Genomic DNA, 15,914 nt, shown 5'->3' on the forward strand with positions numbered 1-15,914 from the left:
AGCCGAGGGCGCGAACGTAAGCCGCGTCGTCGCCCGCCCAGGGGGCGGGCTACTTGTGTTTTCCGCCGCCCTGGTCGCCCGAGCCTCCGTTTCCGCCCGAGCCTCCGTGCCCGCCCGATCCGCCGTTTCCGTCCGACCCTCCGTTTCCGCCGGTGCCGGTCGCCCCGCCGGAGCTGGAGCCGGACGTGCCGTTGCCGGAGCTTCCGTTTGCGCCCGAGCTGCCGGAGCCCCCTGAGTCACCAGAGCCGCCCGCCTGGCCGGACCCACCCTTGCCGGAGTTGCCGGACGCACGGTGACCGGAGTCGCCGGAGTTGCCGTTGCCGGAGTCGCCCGAGTTGCCGGAGTCGGCAGAGTCACCGGAGTCACCGGAGTCACCGGAGTCGCCGGAGGCGCCCGTACCGTTGCCGGCGCCCTCGTCGGACCTGCCCGGGTCGGCGGAACCGTGCGGCTCGGCCGTCGCCCGGGACAGCTGCGCCGAGCAGTACGCGGCGACCTCGTCCTTGCCGCCGGCCGCCGAGACGAGCCACTGCCAGGCAGCCGCGTCCAGCGTCCTGCCGAGGCCGCGCAGCCGCGCGTAGGCGCGGCAGCGGGCCTCGGTGTCCTGGGCCGGTGCCGGGCCGTCCGTCGGCCTGGGGCCGCCGGAGGGCGCCGAGGAGGCGGCGGAGGCCGGGCCGCCCGGTGTGCCGGGAGCGGCCGCCGACGGATGCGTCCCGGTGGCGCTCCGGCCGCCGTCGGCGCCGTCGCCGAAGGAGCCGGCGGAACCGATGGCCGCGACGGCGACACCTCCCAGGGTGAGACTCGCGAACACCACTGCGAGCGTCATCTTCACGGAGTGCCGGGCCCGGCGCTCCCCGGGCAGCCGCCAGTCGTCGCGGCGCCGGGGGCGCGCCCGGTGCGCGCCCGTATCGCGGGCGGCCCGGAAGGCGGCCACGGCCCGCTGCTCGGCCCGGGGGTCGACGTCGTCCACGCGGAGGGCGGCGGCCAGGACCGTTTCCAGGTCCGAGGTGTCCGGCACGGTGCCACGTCCGTACCGGGGGACGGACAGAGCGCCGTCGGATCCCCGCCGACGGTCCGGGACCCCGCCGAGCGGACGTCCGCCGCTCAGCCCTTCGCTCATGTCCGCTTCCGCCTCATGTCCGGTTCCGCTCCTGTCCGACAGACTCCGTACGTACGGTGAGGGGCGCCGGATTCCGCTCGTCCGGCGCGGGGCGCCACCCGGCTGCCCGTTCGCCGGTCCGCTGTCGTCCTTCATGCCGACTCCCCCAGCGTGCGGACGGCCCCATCCGTCACACCCTCCCCGGCGACGCCGGCGAACCCCAGCTGGCCGGCGAGGCGCTTCAGGCCGCGGTGGGCCGCCGTGCGCACCGCACCCGGGCGCTTGCCGAGGACGCGCGCGGCGGCGGGGCCGTCCAGACCCACCACGACCCGCAGGAGGACGGCCTCGGCCTGGTCCCGGGGCAGCCCGCGGACCAGTTCCAGGGCCCGCTCGGTGGAGAGGGACTCCAGGGCCTGCTCATGGGTGCTGTGCGGGCCGGGCAGGTCCAGTACGTCCTGCTCGGTCCCGCCCGCCCGGGGCCGCGCGCGCTGACGACGCAGATGGTCCAGCGCCCGGTGCCGGGCGATCGTCGCGGTCCAGCCGCGGAAGCCCGCGCCGTCACCCTGGAAACGTCCGAGGTCGCGGGCTATCTCCAGCCAGGCGTCGGACGCCACGTCCTCCGCGTCGTCGCCGACGATGCCGCGCAGGAAGCCGAGCAGGCCGGGCTGGACGATCCGGTAGGCGACCGCGAAAGCGGCCTCGTCGCCCTCCTGGGCCCGTGCGACCGCCGCGCCCAGTTCTCCGTCGTACGCCTGTACGCGCCGGGGTTGCCGTACCTGGCCCAAGATCGTCCTCGTTCGCGCCGGTTCATAGCGATTTCCTGCCGCCCGCCGTGTTCCAGTCGCGTCGACGGCCCCCTATGACCAGCGTCCGCCGCCGCGGAAACGTCACCCCGCACCGGGCGCTCCCCGCCTCCCCGCTGCTCGCCGGAGTACGGGATCGATCCGGTACGGGGCGCAGCCTGGGGCGACCGGCCGCCGGCGCCGGTGCGGGACCCCGGGACGGAGCATTCGGGGCCCCTGCCCGGCTCGGCCGTTCCACGCCCCCGGCGCCGGCGCCGCCGACAGGACAGCGCCCCGCCGGTTCTCCGGCGGGGCGCTGCGGTCTGTCAGACGGCGGGGCGGATCACTTGGTGAAGGCCGCGACCCCGTTCGGGGTGCCGAGGCCCGTCGGGCCGTCGTAGCCCTTGCCCGCCTGGCACAGGTAGCCGCCGCACGAGCCGTTGGAGCCGCTCGTGACGTCGTTCAGCTTGTCCGGGTGGGCGTAGGGGTAGGAGGCCGGGGTGTCGCCGGAGCCCGGGGCGCCCGCGAGGGCGTAGACGCCGGCGATGAACGGGGCGGAGGCGCTGGTGCCGCCGTACACGTTCCAGCCGCTCGCCTGGTAGGTGTCGTAGACGGCGAGACCGGTGGCCGGGTCGGCGACGGCCGCGACGTCGGCGACGCTGCGCTTGCCGCAGCCGGTGTCCTTCTGCCAGGACGGCTTGGCCTCGTACTGCGAGCAGCCCGAGCCCGCCCCGTCGCCGCCCGCCGAGGTGCCCCACACGGACTCGGACCAGCCGCGGGTGCTGCCGTCCTTCTTGAGCGAGGTGCCGCCCACGGCGGTCACGTACGGGGACGCCGCCGGGTACTCGACGCCGTAGCCGCTGTCGCCGGAGCTGACGGTGATGGCGACGCCGGGGTGCTTGAAGTACTGGTCGTCCGCCTTGGCGTCGGTCGCGTCCTCGTTGCCGCCGTAGCTGTTGGAGACGTAACGGGCGCCCTGCTTGACGGCCTGGTTCACGGCCGCGCCGAGGTCGTCCATGTTCGCGGACTTGGCCTCGACGAGCAGGATGTGGCACTGCGGGCAGGCCGCGCTGACCATGTCGAGGTCGAGGGAGATCTCGCCGGCCCAACCGGCGTCCGGGGCCGGATAGTTGGAGCCGCCGTCCTGGTCGGTCTTCTTGAAGCAGCCGTTGCTCGTGCTGCACTCCGGCAGGCCGTACTGGGAGCGGTAGGCCGCCAGGTCCTTCTCGGCGTTCGGGTCGTCGTTGGCGTCGACGATCGCGACGGTGGCGCCCTTGCCGCCGTCCTTGGGCAGGTTGTAGGCGGCCTGCAGATCGGCCGGCCCGAAGCCCTTGGGGGTGTCGTGGCGGCCGAGGGTCTTCTGCGTCTTCAGGTCGGTGCGTACGACGGCCTGGCAGGCCATGTAGCCCGGCTTGCTCGGCTCGGAGCACAGCCGGTGGGTGTGCGCGGCGGAGACCGAGGACGCGGAGGCGGAGGCGGAAGTGGAGCCGGAAGAGGTGGTCGGGGTCGCGAAGGCTGCCGACTGCGAGGCGACGGCGAGGCCGCCGGTGATCAGCGCCGCCGCGGACAGCAGGGCGGGCGCGCCGCGGCGTATCGGGTTCCTTCTGCGATGCGAATGCAATGAACTGCCCTCCGTGGGGGGATGGGTGGGCTCCCGGTCGGCGGCCGGACGCGCCGCCGGATGCCCCGTCCCGCAGGGGGATGTCGTGGGCATGACAAGCGCTTTCCGTTGGGGGTGGCCGAATAGGAGCCGGATTCCGGGCATGCTGTTGGTCGTGCCACCCTGGTCAGTGGTGACTGGGCAACGAGGGTATTGACCATTTGCCGAAGAGAACAGGGCGCGTTGGTAAAACCTTTCCCTCAACTCCTCGGCCAGGACAGGTACCTTGTGCAGCCATGGAGCTGGACGACAGAACCGTGGGCGACCTGATGGCGCTGGGCCTCGCCCGGTACGAGGCACGGGTCTACCTGGCCCTCATCAGGCGTGGTTCCTACACGGCCGCCGAGACGGCCCGCGAGGCCGATGTGCCGCGCCAGCGCGTGTACGACGTGCTGGACGCGCTCGTACGACGCCAGCTGGTCACCGCCCACCCCGGGCGCGTGGCGACGTACTCCGCCGTCACCCCCGAGCTGGCCCTCGCCCGGCTGATGGCCGTGCAGCGGGAGTCCGTCGACCGGCTGGAGCGGGTCTCGCAGGGGCTCGCCGGTGTCCTGCAGCCGCTGTGGTCCCAGGGCCGGGAGCACACCGACCCGCTGGACTACATCGAGATCCTGCGCGACCCGAAGGCGATCGCCGAGCGCTTCGCCGACATCCAGCGGCAGGCCCGCCGTGAACTGCTCACCTTCTGCAAGCCGCCGTTCGTCGCCCCCGCCGAGAACACGGAGGGCATCGCGGTGGTCCGCAGGCTCCACCGGGCGGGCGGCACCGTCCGGGCGATCTACCTCGACGCCGCCCTGGACGACCCCGAGACGATCGACCACGTACAGCGCTTCGCCGCCGCCGGCGAGGAGGCCCGCTTCGCCCCCGCGCTGCCGCTGAAGCTCGTCATCGCCGACGCCTCCCTCGTCCTGTGCGACATGCCCGACCCGGTGGCCGGGGCCGGCTCCACCACCACCCTCTTCATCGAGCACCCGGCCCTCGCCGGCTGCCTGCGCCTGGCCTTCCACACGGTGTGGGACGGTGCCACGCCCGCCGCCTCAACTCCCTTTTTGTCCTGACGTCTTGACGTTCCCGGTGCTTTCCGCGTTGGCTTCCGACACCTGGGTTCCCAGATGCTCCCTGATCCGGAAGGCACCTGCAGTGAACGCTCCGACCCCCCACAGAACCCCCACACGCCACCTCGCGATCGCTCTGGCCGCCTCCGCCTCGGCCCTCACGCTGACCGCGTGCGGCGCCGTCCAGAACGCGGTCGGCAGCGGCGGCGGCTCCGCCTCCCCCAAGGGTGACGACATCACGGTGGGGCTGCTCCTGCCCGACACGGACACGGCGCGCTTCGAGAAGTTCGACCACCCCATCATCGCGAAGGAGGTCGCCGCCCTCACGCGCGGCAAGGGCAAGGTCGTCTACGCCAACGCCCAGGCGAGCCAGGCCACGCAGAACCGGCAGTTCCAGCGGATGGTGGCCCAGAAGGTCGACGTCATCCTGGTGGACGCGCTGGACGCCAAGGCCGTCGCGCCGGACGTGCAGAAGGCCAAGGACGCGGGCATACCGGTCATCGCCTACGACCGGCTCGCCGAGGGACCCGTCGACGCGTACGTCTCCCACGACAACGAACTCGTCGGCCAGGTGCAGGCCCGCGCCCTCCTCAAGGCGCTCGGCCCCAGGACGTCGGGCAGCAAGGTCGTCATGATGAACGGCGACCCCGCCGACCCGAACACGGCCCGCTTCAAGGAGGGCGCGCTCGGCGAACTCAAGGGCCAGGTCGACATCGTCCAGCAGTACGACACCGACAAGTGGTCGCCCGCGATCGCCAAGGCGAACATGAAGAAGGCGATCCGGTCGGTCGGGCTGGACAACATCGCCGGCGTCTACGCGGCGAACGACGGCATGGCCGGCGCCGTCATCGACGCCCTGAAGGAGGCGGGCGCCACCAGGATCCCGCCGGTGACCGGGCAGGACGCCAACCTGGACGCCGTGCAGCGGATCGTCTCGGGCGAGCAGTACATGACCGTGTACAAGTCGTTCCTGGACGAGGCCACCGACGCCGCGCAGATGGCGGTGGACAAGGTGCAGGACAAGGACATCCGGTTCGACGCGCTGACCCGCGACACGGTCGACAGCCCGACGGCGAAGAAGATTCCCGCGAGGCTCGTGCCGGTGGTGGCCCTCACGAGAGACGACATCAGGCAGACGGTGATCGCGGACGGCGTCTACACCGTCCAGGACATCTGCACCCCGGCGTACGCGGCGGACTGCGCGGCCGTCGGCCTGAAGTAGCGGCCCCCGTAGCGTCGTTGCCGAACTCCGGCTGTGGACCGCCGAGTTGGCAGGGCGGTGGCGCTCCGGTCGCGGGACCGGCCCGGACGGACCAGCCGCAGCGGCCGCCGGGCCCGCCACCGTCCCGGCGGAGATGATCGTTTTCTCAACCACGTCGTCCATACTTCCGCCGCTCAGGCGCACGGCGCGGGAGCGGGCGACGCGGCACGGCCACCCGGGCCGGGCCGGGCCCGATCACCAGGAGGACGGACGAGTGACCGTGATCGGCGGCAGGACACCGACGGACGCCGCGCTCCGGCCGCCCGGCACACTGACCGGCGGCCCGGAGGGCAACGAGCGGCTGACCGCGGCGACCGGTGCCGTGCTGCTCGTCCTGTTCGCCGTCGAGGGCGTCACCATCGTCTTCCTCGGACGGCTGCTCACCCTGCACTTCTTCACCGGGCTGCTGCTGACCGGCCCGGTCTGCCTGAAGCTCGGATCGACCGGCTACCGGTTCCACCGCTACCACAGGGGATCGCCCGCCCACCGCCTCAAGGGCCCGCCGGCCCCGCTGCCGCGCCTGCTCGGCCCCCTGGTCGTCGCCACGAGCGTCGCCGTCCTCGGCACCGGTGTGGCGCTGGCCCTGCTGGGCCGACGAGACACCGGCCCGGTTCCGGTGCTCCTGCTGCACAAGGCGAGCTTCGTCTGCTGGATCGCCGTGACCGCCGTACACGTCCTCGTCTATTTGTGGCGCCTGCCCCGCCTCATCGGCGCCGACCTGCGCCGCCGCCCGGCGCGCCACGGGATCACCGCCGCGCGGCGCGCCGCGCGCTGGTCCCTGCTCGCGGCGGCCCTCGGCGCGGGCCTGGCCGTCGCGCTCGCCGGAGTGCACCTGGTCTCCGGCTGGACCGGATAGCGTCCCGTCACCGCACCGGCACGGTGGCGTGCGGCGGTCAGCGCAGGCGCAGGGCCTCGCGGACCGTGGTGAACAGGCCGGCCTGGTCGGTGACGCCGAGGACGCGGTACGCCAGCGGGCCCTGGGCGGCGATGCGGACCTGGGTGCCGGCGGACGGTGTCACGCAGCCCGGCGGGGCCGACGCGGGGCTCTGGTCGATCGCGCCGGGGTGCCGGGTGGGCGCCTTGGAAGGCGGGGCACAGGTGGCCGTCCCCGCACGGGGGCGTCGGGCTCGCCCGGCGCGGTCTTCAGCGAGCGGAGGCCACCTGGCTGTCATCGCGCCTGGCGGCCTTCCGTCAGGCGCGCCCGGCGGGCTCCCCCTCGTCCGCCGTCGGCCTGGCCGGTGTCACCAGCCGAGCGCGTCCTCGCCGGCCAGGGTGTCACGGGCCGGCGCGACCGGGGCCGCGGTGTGGCAGGTGAAGCCGAGGCGGGTCAGGGCCCGGCGCATCTCACCCGTGGTGAAGTCCCGGCGGTTCTGCCTGGTGATCACTTCCCCGACCTGCATCACGGGGTAGACGCGGCGGCCGATGGTCACGGCCACGCCGGTGACCGGTTCGGGCGTGACACCGGCCATGGACTGTTCGACCTCACTCTTGGTCAGGTCGAAGGGGAAACGGGCGATGACGCAGCGCATGGATGCCTCCACGGGGCGGGGGAGTACGCCGGTGAGGGATGACCGGCAGGGCGAACTCCTGTGCGGCATGTCGAGAAAGCCGTACGGCGGCTACGGCCGCGCGAGGATTCGCGGGAATGAGCCGGGAAAAGAAGAAAGGCCCGGCTTCGTGGTGCGGTCGGGGCGTCGGCGGTCCGGTGAATCCGGAAAGCGGGAAAACCAATGAGCTGGGGCCCGCACCCCGAGAGCGCGGGCCCCAGCCTCATGATGTGCGAGCCATGGGCTCGCGACGATTCGCGTCAGACGATGTGAGTCGGGCGCTTCGCGTCAGTGTCAGGCGGGAACGATGTTCTCGGCCTGCGGGCCCTTCTGGCCCTGCGTGACGTCGAAGGTCACCTTCTGGCCTTCCTGAAGCTCGCGGAAGCCGGTGGTGGCGATGTTCGAGTAGTGGGCGAACACGTCAGCGCCGCCGCCGTCCTGCTCGATGAAGCCGAAGCCCTTTTCCGCGTTGAACCACTTCACGGTGCCAGATGCCATATTGAATCTCCCTTGGGGCAGTGCCGGACTCCGCACCTTGCGGAACCGGGTCGCCGCGATGATCACCCCTCCGGAAAGATCCGGAAAGCTCTGCAAAGAATACGATCTCTGGCAACCAAAACTGCAACTGCTAGCACGCTAACACAGGTCGGCCGACGGCACCCATCCGTTTTTCGGGGTGCCGTCGTAATTCTCGTTCCGCCGCGGCCCGTAATTCTGTATCGGCGGGACTAGGTATCCGTGTCGACCTCGTCCCGTCTGCGGCGCATTTCCCGGTTCAGGCGCAGGGCGTGGTCGAGCTGGTCCTCCAGCGAGATGATGCGGCAGGCGGCCTCGACGGGCGTGCCCTGGTCGACCAGCTCCCGGGCGCGGGCGGCGACGCGCAGCTGCCGGCGCGAGTACCGTCGGTGGCCGCCGTCCGAACGCAGGGGCGTGATGAGCCCGGCTTCGCCGACGGCCCGCAGGAAAGCGGGAGTCGTACCGAGAACGTCCGCCGCCCGCCCCATGGTGTAGGCGGGGTAGTCGTCGTCGTCGAGGTTGTTGGCGACTGGGGCGTTCTCGGCGGGCATGGCACCTTCGTCTCGGGGCGCGGCGGGGACGGCGGGGCGTGCGTGGCACCCGCGCTCCGACGACTCGTCGCCATCTGCCGCGTACAGCAACCCTAACTCCGCCGGCCGGGGAGACCTGGCCCCGCCACGACAGATTTCCACGGGCCGCGGCATCAGCCATGCCGTACGCTCCGCGCCGGCCGCCGCACGCCGGACGGCCATGCGCCCCGCGCCGGATCACCGTGTTCGCCCGTCGGTGTCGTGACGCGGCCGGTGCTCAGCGGCGGGCCGGTGCTCCGGCACGCTCCTCACCGCGCCCGGGGAGCGGAGCGGTGCGCTGGGCCACGAGCCGCGGTGTGATCGAGGTACCGCGGACGGCGAGAGCGATCAGGGCAGCAGGGTGCGGGCCGCGATGAGGCCACCGGCGAGGGGGAGCTTGCCGGGGGCTGTCCCGGACGCGGAAGGCATGCGCTTGCTCTCTCTGTGCGGGGCAGGGACGTGGCGGGCGGTGACGGGTCGGCCGTCAGGGCTCCAGCAGGGCCTTGACGGCGCGGCGCTCGTCCATCGCCCGGTATCCCTCGGCGACCTGCTCCAGGGGCAGGGTCAGGTCGAAGACCTTGCCCGGGTCGATCCGGCCCGACAGGACCCGGTCGATCAGGTCGGGCAGGTAGCGGCGGACGCGGGCGGGGCCGCCGCGCAGGCCGACCTGGGAGAAGAACAGCTCCTGGCCGTCGACCGCCACCTCGTGCGGGACACCGACGAAGCCGACGTTGCCACCGGGCCGCGCCGAGTGCAGGGCCTGCCGCATGGACTCGGCGGTGCCGACGCACTCCAGCACCGAATCCGCCCCGATGCCGCCGGTCAGCTCCTTGACGCGGGCGATGCACCGGAGAAATCCATCCGGGGAGGCCGTCACCCAGTGCCCGCTTGAGGCCGCCCACCCAGGTGGCGGGGTGTTCGTGCGCGGACGCTCCACCGGGGCCGCCCACCGCCAGCATGATCGCTCCGAGGGCGGCCAGGCCGAGGAGCCGGCCGATGGCGAACAGGGTGCCGTTCAGGCGCCCTTGCGGGGTGGCGGGGACGAGGATGATCGCCACGACGGGCAGCGGGCTGATCGCGACACCGCCGCCAGGCCGAGCACATCACCGACGGCATGTCCCATGGTGGTCTCCGGGGAGCACGACCTCGTGCGAGGCGCTACGCGGCGGCGTCACCCCGCGCCCTGCTCGACGTGCAGATGGACCGGACCGCGGAGAACGGGGCTGCGCCGGTACGGCGGCGGGTCGGTGACCAGCCTGGGCTCCTCGAGGCGGCGTACCAGTTCGGTCAGCGCGATCTGGGTCTCCCGCCGGGCCAGCGGGCCGCCGAAGCACAGGTGGATGCCGCTGCCGAACCCGAGGTGCTGGTTGTCCCGCCGGTCGGGGTCGAAGCGGTCCGGATCGTGGAAGCGGTTCGGATCGCGGCTGCCCGAGGCCAGCATGAGCATGATCTGCGAACCCCTGGGTATGTCGGTGCCGGCGACGGTGATGTCGCTGTACGCCGCCCGCCAGGGAATGATGTGCACGGGTGGCTCGTACCGCAGCAGTTCCTCGACCAGCGGTACGACGAGGTCCGGTTCGCGGCGCAGGCGCTCCAGCACCCGCGGGTGGCGCAGCAGCGTCAGCATGCCGTTGGTGATGAGGTTGACGGTGGTCTCGTGGCCGGCGATCAGCAGCAGGTTGGCGGTGGAGATGATCTCCTCGTCGGTCATCCGCCCGTCGGGCCCGTCATCGTTGGCCAGCCGTGACAGCAGGTCGTCGCCCTGCCCGCCGTGGCGTTGCGCCAGCAGCCCGCCGAGGTACTGGCGCAGGTCCTTGCGGGCCCGCACGCCGTTGTCCAGCTTTTCCTTCGGATCGGTCTTCGGGTCGTAGTCGATCGAGTCGATGATGTCGTTCACCCACAGGTGGAACCTCGGTTCGTCCTCGCGGGGCACGCCGAGCAGGTGGCAGATCACGGTGACGGGGAACGGGTAGGCGAAGTCGTCGACGATGTCGATCCGTTCCTTGCCCGCGAAGTCGTCGATCAGGCCGCTGACGGTGGTGGTGAGGGCGGGTTCCATGCCGGTGACCAGCCCCGGGGTGTGCGGGGGGCCGAAATGGCGCATCGCCATACGGCGCAGGCGGTCGTGCTCGGGCGGGTCGAGGTTGATGAACGCCGGCGTGGTCTGCTCCTCGGCCCCGGCCGCCGGGCGGGAGAGATTGCGGGTGTCCGAACTCAGGTGTGGGTTGTGCAGTATGTCCGTGATCTCGCGATAGGTGCTGATGACGTAGCTGCCGTCCTCCTGCTGGGCCACGGGCGTCTTGCGCAGTTCGGCGTAGAGCGGGTACGGGTCGGCCCGGGACGAGTAGTCGAGGATCCGGCGGAGCATGCCGGGCGTCTCGGTCGTGGTCATCTCGCCCTCCGTCCTATCGGTGCTGGTACGCGGCCGTGACGCGCCGCTCGCTCGGGTCGTGGCCGGTGACGACCACGGTGGCGCCCTGGGCGAGCAGGACGGGGCCGGGGAAGTCCACGGGCACCGGTTTCATGTCGGCGGGCTGGTCCGGCGTGGGACAGGGAGGCGGGAAGGGCGCGGCCGTCTCGATGAGCCTCTGGTAGTGGTCCAGCCACTTCGCGTTGTTGAAGCTCACCGCCGCGGTGACGCGGCCCCGGTAGCCGTATGCCGCGACGAAGCGGTGGTCGGGCACCGACCCTTGCGTGACGACCACCTCGTCGGCGAAGGTCGGTACGCCGACGGACTTGATGTTGACCCCGAACTGGATCGACCAGAACCGCGGGATGGACAGGTGGGGCCAGCGGTCCGCCTGGCCGCTGACCATGTTGTGCGCCGCGACCTCGGCCTGCTCCACGGCGTTGGCCCAGTGCTCCAGCGAGATGAGCCGGTACTCGTAGACCGGGTTCGGGCAGCGGGCCACGTCTCCGGCGACGAAGACGTCGTCGGTGACCAGGCCGTTGAGGTCGAGGGCGCGGCAGCCCGTGTCGCAGGCGATTCCCCAGACCCCCGCCGCAAGTCCCGAGCCGTGCAGCCACTCGGTGTTGCGGATGCCCCCGAGTGCCACCACCGCCACGTCGGCGTCGACGGTGGTGCCGTCGTCGAAGTGAGCGCGCCGAAGCCGCCCCTGCGCGTCGCCCTCCAGCCGGGTCACCTTGGCCCCGCAGCGCAGGTCCACGCCGTGCGCGCGCTGCATGTCCGCCGCGACCTCGCCGATCATGGCACCGAGCGCCCCGACCAGCGGGGCCGGCGCGAGTTCGGCGACGGTCACCGGGATGTCCCGTTCGCGGCAGACCGAGGCGATCTCGGAGCCGGTGAAGCCCGCACCGATGACCAGGACGCGTGAGGGTCCGGCGGCGAGGGCTCGCCGCAGGCCCTCGGCGTGCTCGCGCGTACGCACCACGAAGACCCCGTCCAGGGCCGCCTCGCTCTCGACGAACCAGGGCCGGGCCCGGACCCCGGTGGAGATCAGCACCCGGTCGAAGGGGACCTCGCGTCCGTCCGCGAGACGCACCCGGTTGGTCGCCAGGTCCAGTCCGCCGGCGGGCACGCCCAGCAGCCACTCCGCGTCGATCTCGCGACGGCGCGGCAGCTTGGTGTTCCCGGCCGGCACCCACCCGGTCAGTACCTGCTTGGACAGGGGAGGCCGGTCGTAGGGCTCGCCCACCTCGTCGCCGATCATGGTCAGTGATCCGGTGAAACCCTCGTCGCGCAGCGCCTCGGCGGCACGCAGCCCCGCCAGGGACGCCCCGACGACCACGATGCGGCCCTCGCGCTTGAACGCCTGCAGATTGTCGGCGCTGGTCATGGCGCCGCCGCCTGCGCGGGTGCGTCCCGTCCCTCCAGCCGGTCGACCAGGATCGCCTGGACCGGGCAGGCCGCCGCGGCACGCAGCACCTGGTCGCGCCGGGCGTCGTCGGCGTTCGGGTCGTACATCAGCGCTTCCTCGCCGTGCATCCGGAACGCGTCCGGAGCCAGGAAGGCGCACTGCGCGTACCCCTCACATCGGGAAAGATCGACGACAACTCTCATCCCGGCCTCCACGGGGATTGCAGGCTGCGGGCCCGAAGCCGGCGCCACTTCGGCGCGCAAGGCACGAGACGGCGAGAGAGAGAAGGGATGTGGCCCGTCGCCACCTCCGCGGACCGCGCGGAGGTGCACCGCGCTCGTCGGGTCGCCGCAGGAGGAACTGGCTGTCTCGTCCAAGGCGACGGGCGGGTGAACACCGCCCGGAGATCCTGACGTTCCTGGGGAAAAGCCTATCCCGCGCACATACCGCCCGCATGCGGGGAAAGGGCGGCTGTGCCGATCGGCGCCCGAGCCGCATCCCCGCCACAACCACCCTGCGGCCCGGCCGCGTTCGACCGATCGGCGCAACCCGCCCCCGCTCGGGGTGTGGCCCGGGCTCCCGGGTGGTTCGGTGTCGGCAGAGGCCGACCGGACCGGCACGAGGCCGTGCGGACGGCCAGTCGAGGAGGAGAACCGGCGTGAGCGTGTCTCAGGGAGGCCCTCGGGGCGTCATTCCCGCGCATCTGCTGAAGGGCCAGAAGGCCCTCGTCACCGGCGCGAACTCGGGCATCGGCAAGGCGACGGCCATCGGCCTGGGGCGCGCCGGAGCCGACGTGGTCGTGAACTACGTCGCCGGACGCGAGGAGGCCGAGAAGGTCGTCGAGGAGATCTCCGGGTTCGGGGTGCGCGCGATGGCGTACGAGGCCGACGTGTCCCAGGAGGACCAGGTCGTCGCGATGACCGAACGGATGGTGCGGGACTTCGGGACCATCGACATCCTCGTGGCCAACGCCGGGCTGCAACGCGACGCGGCGTTCACCGAGATGACGACGGCCCAGTGGCAGAAGGTGCTGGACGTCAACCTCACCGGCCAGTTCCTGTGCGCGCGTGAGGCGACCAAGGAGTTCCTGAGGCGGGGGGTCGTCCCCGAGGTGTCGCGAGCCGCCGGGAAGATCATCTGCATGAGTTCGGTGCACCAGGTCATCCCCTGGGCCGGCCACGTCAACTACGCGGCCTCCAAGGGCGGCGTGCAGATGATGATGGAGACGCTCGCCCAGGAGCTGGCGCCCCGCAGGATCAGGGTCAACGCCATCGCTCCGGGAGCCATCAGGACGCCCATCAACCGCAGCGCCTGGGACTCCCCCGATGCCGAGAAGGACCTGTTGCGGCTGATTCCCTACGGTCGCGTCGGCGATCCCGAGGACATCGCCCGCGCGGCCGTCGCGCTCGCCTCGGACCTCATGGACTACGTGGTCGGCACCACTGTCTTCGTGGACGGCGGCATGACCCTCTTCCCCGGATTCGCCACCGGCGGCTGAGCCGCTGCGCGTCCTTGGGCCCGGACGGCGGTACGCGGCGTGGTGCTCAGTCGCGCTGCCGGTCGAGGGCGTCGTCCAGGGTGGTGGCGGCCATGATCAGCGCCAGATGCGTGAACGCCTGCGGGAAATTGCCCAACTGCTCGCCGCTGGGGCCGATCTCCTCGGCGAACAGGCCGACGTGGTTGGCGTAGGTCTGCATCTTCTCGAAGGCGTAGCGCGCGGGACGGGTCCGTCCGGCGCGGGCGAGAGCGTCCACGTAGAGGAAGGTGCAGAGGCTGAAGGTGCCCTCGGAGCCCTGCAGACCGTCCGGGGAGGCCGCGGGGTCGTAGCGGTAGACGAGGCTGTCCGACACCAGCGTGCGCTCCATCGCGTCCAGGGTCGACAGCCAGCTCGACGTCCTGGGCGCCAGGAACCCGACGCGCGGAACGAGCAGCAGCGACGCGTCGAGGACATCGCTTCCGTAGTGCTGGACGAGGGCCTGTTCCTTCTCGTTCCAGCCCCGCTCCATCACCTGTTCGAGGATCGCGTCGCGGGCCGCGGTCCACCGGGGAGCGTCCGCCGGACGGCTCTGTTCCCTCGCCAGGCGCAGCCCCCGGTCGAAGGCCACCCACGCCATGATCCGGCTGAAGGTGAAGTCCTGGCGTCCGCCGCGGGTTTCCCAGATGCCCTCGTCGGGGCGGTCCCAGGAGTCGGCGAGCCAGTCCAGTGTGCGCGCGACGTTCTTCCAGCCGTGGTAGCTGCCTTCCATGGTGACCTCGCGGCCCTCGGACAGGGCGTAGAGCGCCTCCCCGTAGATGTCCAGCTGCAACTGATCGGCCGCCGCGTTCCCCAGCCGCACCGGATACGAACCCCGGTAGCCCTCGAGGTGCGGGAGATCCTCTTCCGGCACATCGGGATCTCCGTCGACGCGGTACATGATCTGCAGCGGCTCGCCATCGACGCCCTCCCGGGCCCGGAGGCGGTCCCCCATCCAGCGCGTGAACCGCGCCGCCTCCTCGGCGAACCCCAGGTCGAGGAGGGCACGCACGGACAGGGAGCCGTCACGGACCCAGGTGTAGCGGTAGTCCCAGTTGCGTTCGCCGCCGATCTGCTCGGGCAGGCCCATGGTCGCGGCGGCGACGGGGGCGCCTGTGGGCGCGTAGGTGAGCAGCTTGAGCGTGATGGCCGAGCGGTGCACCACCCCCGGCCACCGGCCGCGGTACCGCGAGGAGCGCACCCAGCGCTGCCAGAACTCCACCACGTCCCAGAACCGGTCCATCGCCCGGTCCGGGGTGACCGGTGGCGGGGGGTCGTCACCCGGGCCGCCGACGGTGAACACCGCCGCGGCCAGCTCACCCGCCCTCAGGGTCACCTCACCGCGCACGTCGGTGCCGTCCTGCCGCAGGGGGAAGGTGCCTTGCAGACAGGCCGTGACGTTCGGCGCCCGGAACGTGGCGGTACCGTCCCGCAGGTCGAGACGGTGGGTGGCCCGGCCGTAGTCGAAGCGCGGACGGCACTCCAGAGTGAAGCGCACCGTTCCGCGCACCGCTCGTACGCCGCGTATCAGCACATGGCTGTCGGTGGGGGTGCCGGTGCGGTCCGGTGGCATGCAGTCGAAGACCTCGCCGACCCCGTCGGGCGACATGAACCGCGTCACCAGGACCGCGGTGTCGGGGTAGTAGAGCTGCTTGCAGGTGGTGGTCCGGCTTTCCGGCGCGAACAGGAAGTAGCCGCCGCGGTCGTGGTCGAGCAGGGCGGCGAAGACACTGGGCGAGTCGAACCGGGGAGCCGCGAACCAGTCGACCACGCCCCGGGACGACACCAGCGCAGCGGTCTGCAGGTCGCCGACGAGTCCGTGGTCGGCGATGGGCGGGTAACGGTCCATGATCATCTCGCTTCCCTGATGCCCCTCCATTCCACTGTCCGCCCGGTACGACGCGGCTGCCACGGGATGCGGCGCGAGTACCAGGGACCACGGCCCGCCCCGCAAGTCGCCTGCGGACGAGCGAGTGGGGCGACCCGGACGGCAGCCGTGGGGGTCCGCGCCGCGCCCGCCGGCCTCGGCGCGGCGGTCCGGACACGTCGGGTGAGGTGCTCTCCAGCACGCCGTGCCGGACGGGACCGGCGGCGGGA

At 72.2% G+C, this 15,914-nt stretch carries 15 protein-coding genes and 2 pseudogenes; 4 read left to right on the forward strand and 13 right to left on the reverse strand.

What is annotated here, in order from left to right; translation table 11 throughout:
* Positions 1-49: 49 nt before the first annotated feature.
* The 3 genes from ACZ60X_RS19830 to ACZ60X_RS19840 all read right to left on the reverse strand — a co-directional run bounded on the left by ACZ60X_RS19830 (position 50) and on the right by ACZ60X_RS19840 (position 3,499).
* Complete coding sequence (locus tag ACZ60X_RS19830; protein ID WP_469599948.1) at positions 50-1,015, reverse strand: hypothetical protein; 966 nt, start codon at positions 1,013-1,015, stop codon at positions 50-52.
* Between the two features lie 233 nt (positions 1,016-1,248).
* Entirely contained in the window at positions 1,249-1,881 is a 633-nt protein-coding gene (locus tag ACZ60X_RS19835) for an RNA polymerase sigma factor (RefSeq protein WP_469599950.1), read from the reverse strand.
* A gap of 340 nt (positions 1,882-2,221) precedes the next feature.
* A complete protein-coding gene (locus ACZ60X_RS19840; RefSeq protein ID WP_469599952.1) occupies positions 2,222-3,499 on the reverse strand; it encodes a S53 family peptidase in 1,278 nt (425 codons plus the stop codon).
* Positions 3,500-3,774: 275 nt separating this feature from the next.
* Here ACZ60X_RS19840 and ACZ60X_RS19845 point away from each other — a divergent pair, with 275 nt between their 5' ends.
* The 3 genes from ACZ60X_RS19845 to ACZ60X_RS19855 all read left to right on the forward strand — a co-directional run bounded on the left by ACZ60X_RS19845 (position 3,775) and on the right by ACZ60X_RS19855 (position 6,710).
* Positions 3,775-4,596, forward strand: coding sequence for a TrmB family transcriptional regulator (locus ACZ60X_RS19845; protein WP_469599954.1), 822 nt, complete (start codon positions 3,775-3,777; stop codon positions 4,594-4,596).
* Positions 4,597-4,678: 82 nt separating this feature from the next.
* Positions 4,679-5,815, forward strand: a complete 1,137-nt coding sequence (locus tag ACZ60X_RS19850) for a sugar ABC transporter substrate-binding protein (protein WP_469599956.1) — start codon at positions 4,679-4,681, stop codon at positions 5,813-5,815.
* Between the two features lie 253 nt (positions 5,816-6,068).
* Positions 6,069-6,710, forward strand: a complete 642-nt coding sequence (locus ACZ60X_RS19855) for a hypothetical protein (RefSeq protein ID WP_469599958.1) — start codon at positions 6,069-6,071, stop codon at positions 6,708-6,710.
* A gap of 37 nt (positions 6,711-6,747) precedes the next feature.
* On the opposite strand, the gene ACZ60X_RS19860 is transcribed toward ACZ60X_RS19855, so the two are convergent.
* The 9 genes and pseudogenes from ACZ60X_RS19860 to ACZ60X_RS19900 all read right to left on the reverse strand — a co-directional run bounded on the left by ACZ60X_RS19860 (position 6,748) and on the right by ACZ60X_RS19900 (position 12,507).
* A complete protein-coding gene (locus ACZ60X_RS19860) occupies positions 6,748-6,873 on the reverse strand; it encodes a hypothetical protein (RefSeq protein ID WP_469600074.1) in 126 nt (41 codons plus the stop codon).
* A gap of 222 nt (positions 6,874-7,095) precedes the next feature.
* Positions 7,096-7,383, reverse strand: a complete 288-nt coding sequence (locus ACZ60X_RS19865; protein WP_469599960.1) for an SCO5918 family protein — start codon at positions 7,381-7,383, stop codon at positions 7,096-7,098.
* 312 nt (positions 7,384-7,695) lie between these two features.
* The gene (locus tag ACZ60X_RS19870; RefSeq protein ID WP_030736617.1) at positions 7,696-7,899 is read right to left on the reverse strand and encodes a cold-shock protein; all 204 of its coding nucleotides are present in this window, start codon (positions 7,897-7,899) and stop codon (positions 7,696-7,698) included.
* A gap of 230 nt (positions 7,900-8,129) precedes the next feature.
* Entirely contained in the window at positions 8,130-8,468 is a 339-nt protein-coding gene (locus tag ACZ60X_RS19875) for a helix-turn-helix domain-containing protein (protein WP_469599962.1), read from the reverse strand.
* A 502-nt stretch (positions 8,469-8,970) separates the two neighbouring features.
* Positions 8,971-9,330, reverse strand: a pseudogene (locus ACZ60X_RS19880) (zinc-binding dehydrogenase); the annotation flags it as partial.
* Positions 9,331-9,421: 91 nt separating this feature from the next.
* Positions 9,422-9,544, reverse strand: a pseudogene (locus ACZ60X_RS19885) (GAP family protein); the annotation flags it as partial.
* A 113-nt stretch (positions 9,545-9,657) separates the two neighbouring features.
* Positions 9,658-10,878, reverse strand: coding sequence for a cytochrome P450 (locus ACZ60X_RS19890; RefSeq protein ID WP_469599964.1), 1,221 nt, complete (start codon positions 10,876-10,878; stop codon positions 9,658-9,660).
* Between the two features lie 13 nt (positions 10,879-10,891).
* Complete coding sequence (locus ACZ60X_RS19895) at positions 10,892-12,283, reverse strand: NAD(P)/FAD-dependent oxidoreductase (RefSeq protein WP_469599966.1); 1,392 nt, start codon at positions 12,281-12,283, stop codon at positions 10,892-10,894.
* A complete protein-coding gene (locus tag ACZ60X_RS19900) occupies positions 12,280-12,507 on the reverse strand; it encodes a ferredoxin (RefSeq protein ID WP_469599968.1) in 228 nt (75 codons plus the stop codon). The genes ACZ60X_RS19895 and ACZ60X_RS19900 overlap by 4 nt, the downstream gene beginning before the upstream one ends.
* 455 nt (positions 12,508-12,962) lie before the next feature.
* Here ACZ60X_RS19900 and ACZ60X_RS19905 point away from each other — a divergent pair, with 455 nt between their 5' ends.
* Positions 12,963-13,802, forward strand: a complete 840-nt coding sequence (locus ACZ60X_RS19905; protein WP_469599970.1) for an SDR family oxidoreductase — start codon at positions 12,963-12,965, stop codon at positions 13,800-13,802.
* A 46-nt stretch (positions 13,803-13,848) separates the two neighbouring features.
* On the opposite strand, the gene ACZ60X_RS19910 is transcribed toward ACZ60X_RS19905, so the two are convergent.
* Complete coding sequence (locus ACZ60X_RS19910) at positions 13,849-15,666, reverse strand: glycoside hydrolase family 15 protein (RefSeq protein WP_469600071.1); 1,818 nt, start codon at positions 15,664-15,666, stop codon at positions 13,849-13,851.
* Positions 15,667-15,914 lie beyond the last annotated feature (248 nt).

This window comes from Streptomyces sp. NPDC104106, from assembly GCF_055584345.1.

Excerpts from the sequence above, each read along its gene's own strand:
- ACZ60X_RS19910 (WP_469600071.1), bottom strand. The coding sequence starts at position 15,666 with ATGGACCGTTACCCGCCCATCGCCGACCACGGACTCGTCGGCGACCTG.
- ACZ60X_RS19845 (WP_469599954.1), top strand. The coding sequence starts at position 3,775 with ATGGAGCTGGACGACAGAACCGTGGGCGACCTGATGGCGCTGGGCCTC.
- ACZ60X_RS19870 (WP_030736617.1), bottom strand. The coding sequence starts at position 7,899 with ATGGCATCTGGCACCGTGAAGTGGTTCAACGCGGAAAAGGGCTTCGGC.
- ACZ60X_RS19895 (WP_469599966.1), bottom strand. The coding sequence starts at position 12,283 with ATGACCAGCGCCGACAATCTGCAGGCGTTCAAGCGCGAGGGCCGCATC.
- ACZ60X_RS19865 (WP_469599960.1), bottom strand. The coding sequence starts at position 7,383 with ATGCGCTGCGTCATCGCCCGTTTCCCCTTCGACCTGACCAAGAGTGAG.
- ACZ60X_RS19875 (WP_469599962.1), bottom strand. The coding sequence starts at position 8,468 with ATGCCCGCCGAGAACGCCCCAGTCGCCAACAACCTCGACGACGACGAC.
- ACZ60X_RS19890 (WP_469599964.1), bottom strand. The coding sequence starts at position 10,878 with ATGACCACGACCGAGACGCCCGGCATGCTCCGCCGGATCCTCGACTAC.
- ACZ60X_RS19900 (WP_469599968.1), bottom strand. The coding sequence starts at position 12,507 with ATGAGAGTTGTCGTCGATCTTTCCCGATGTGAGGGGTACGCGCAGTGC.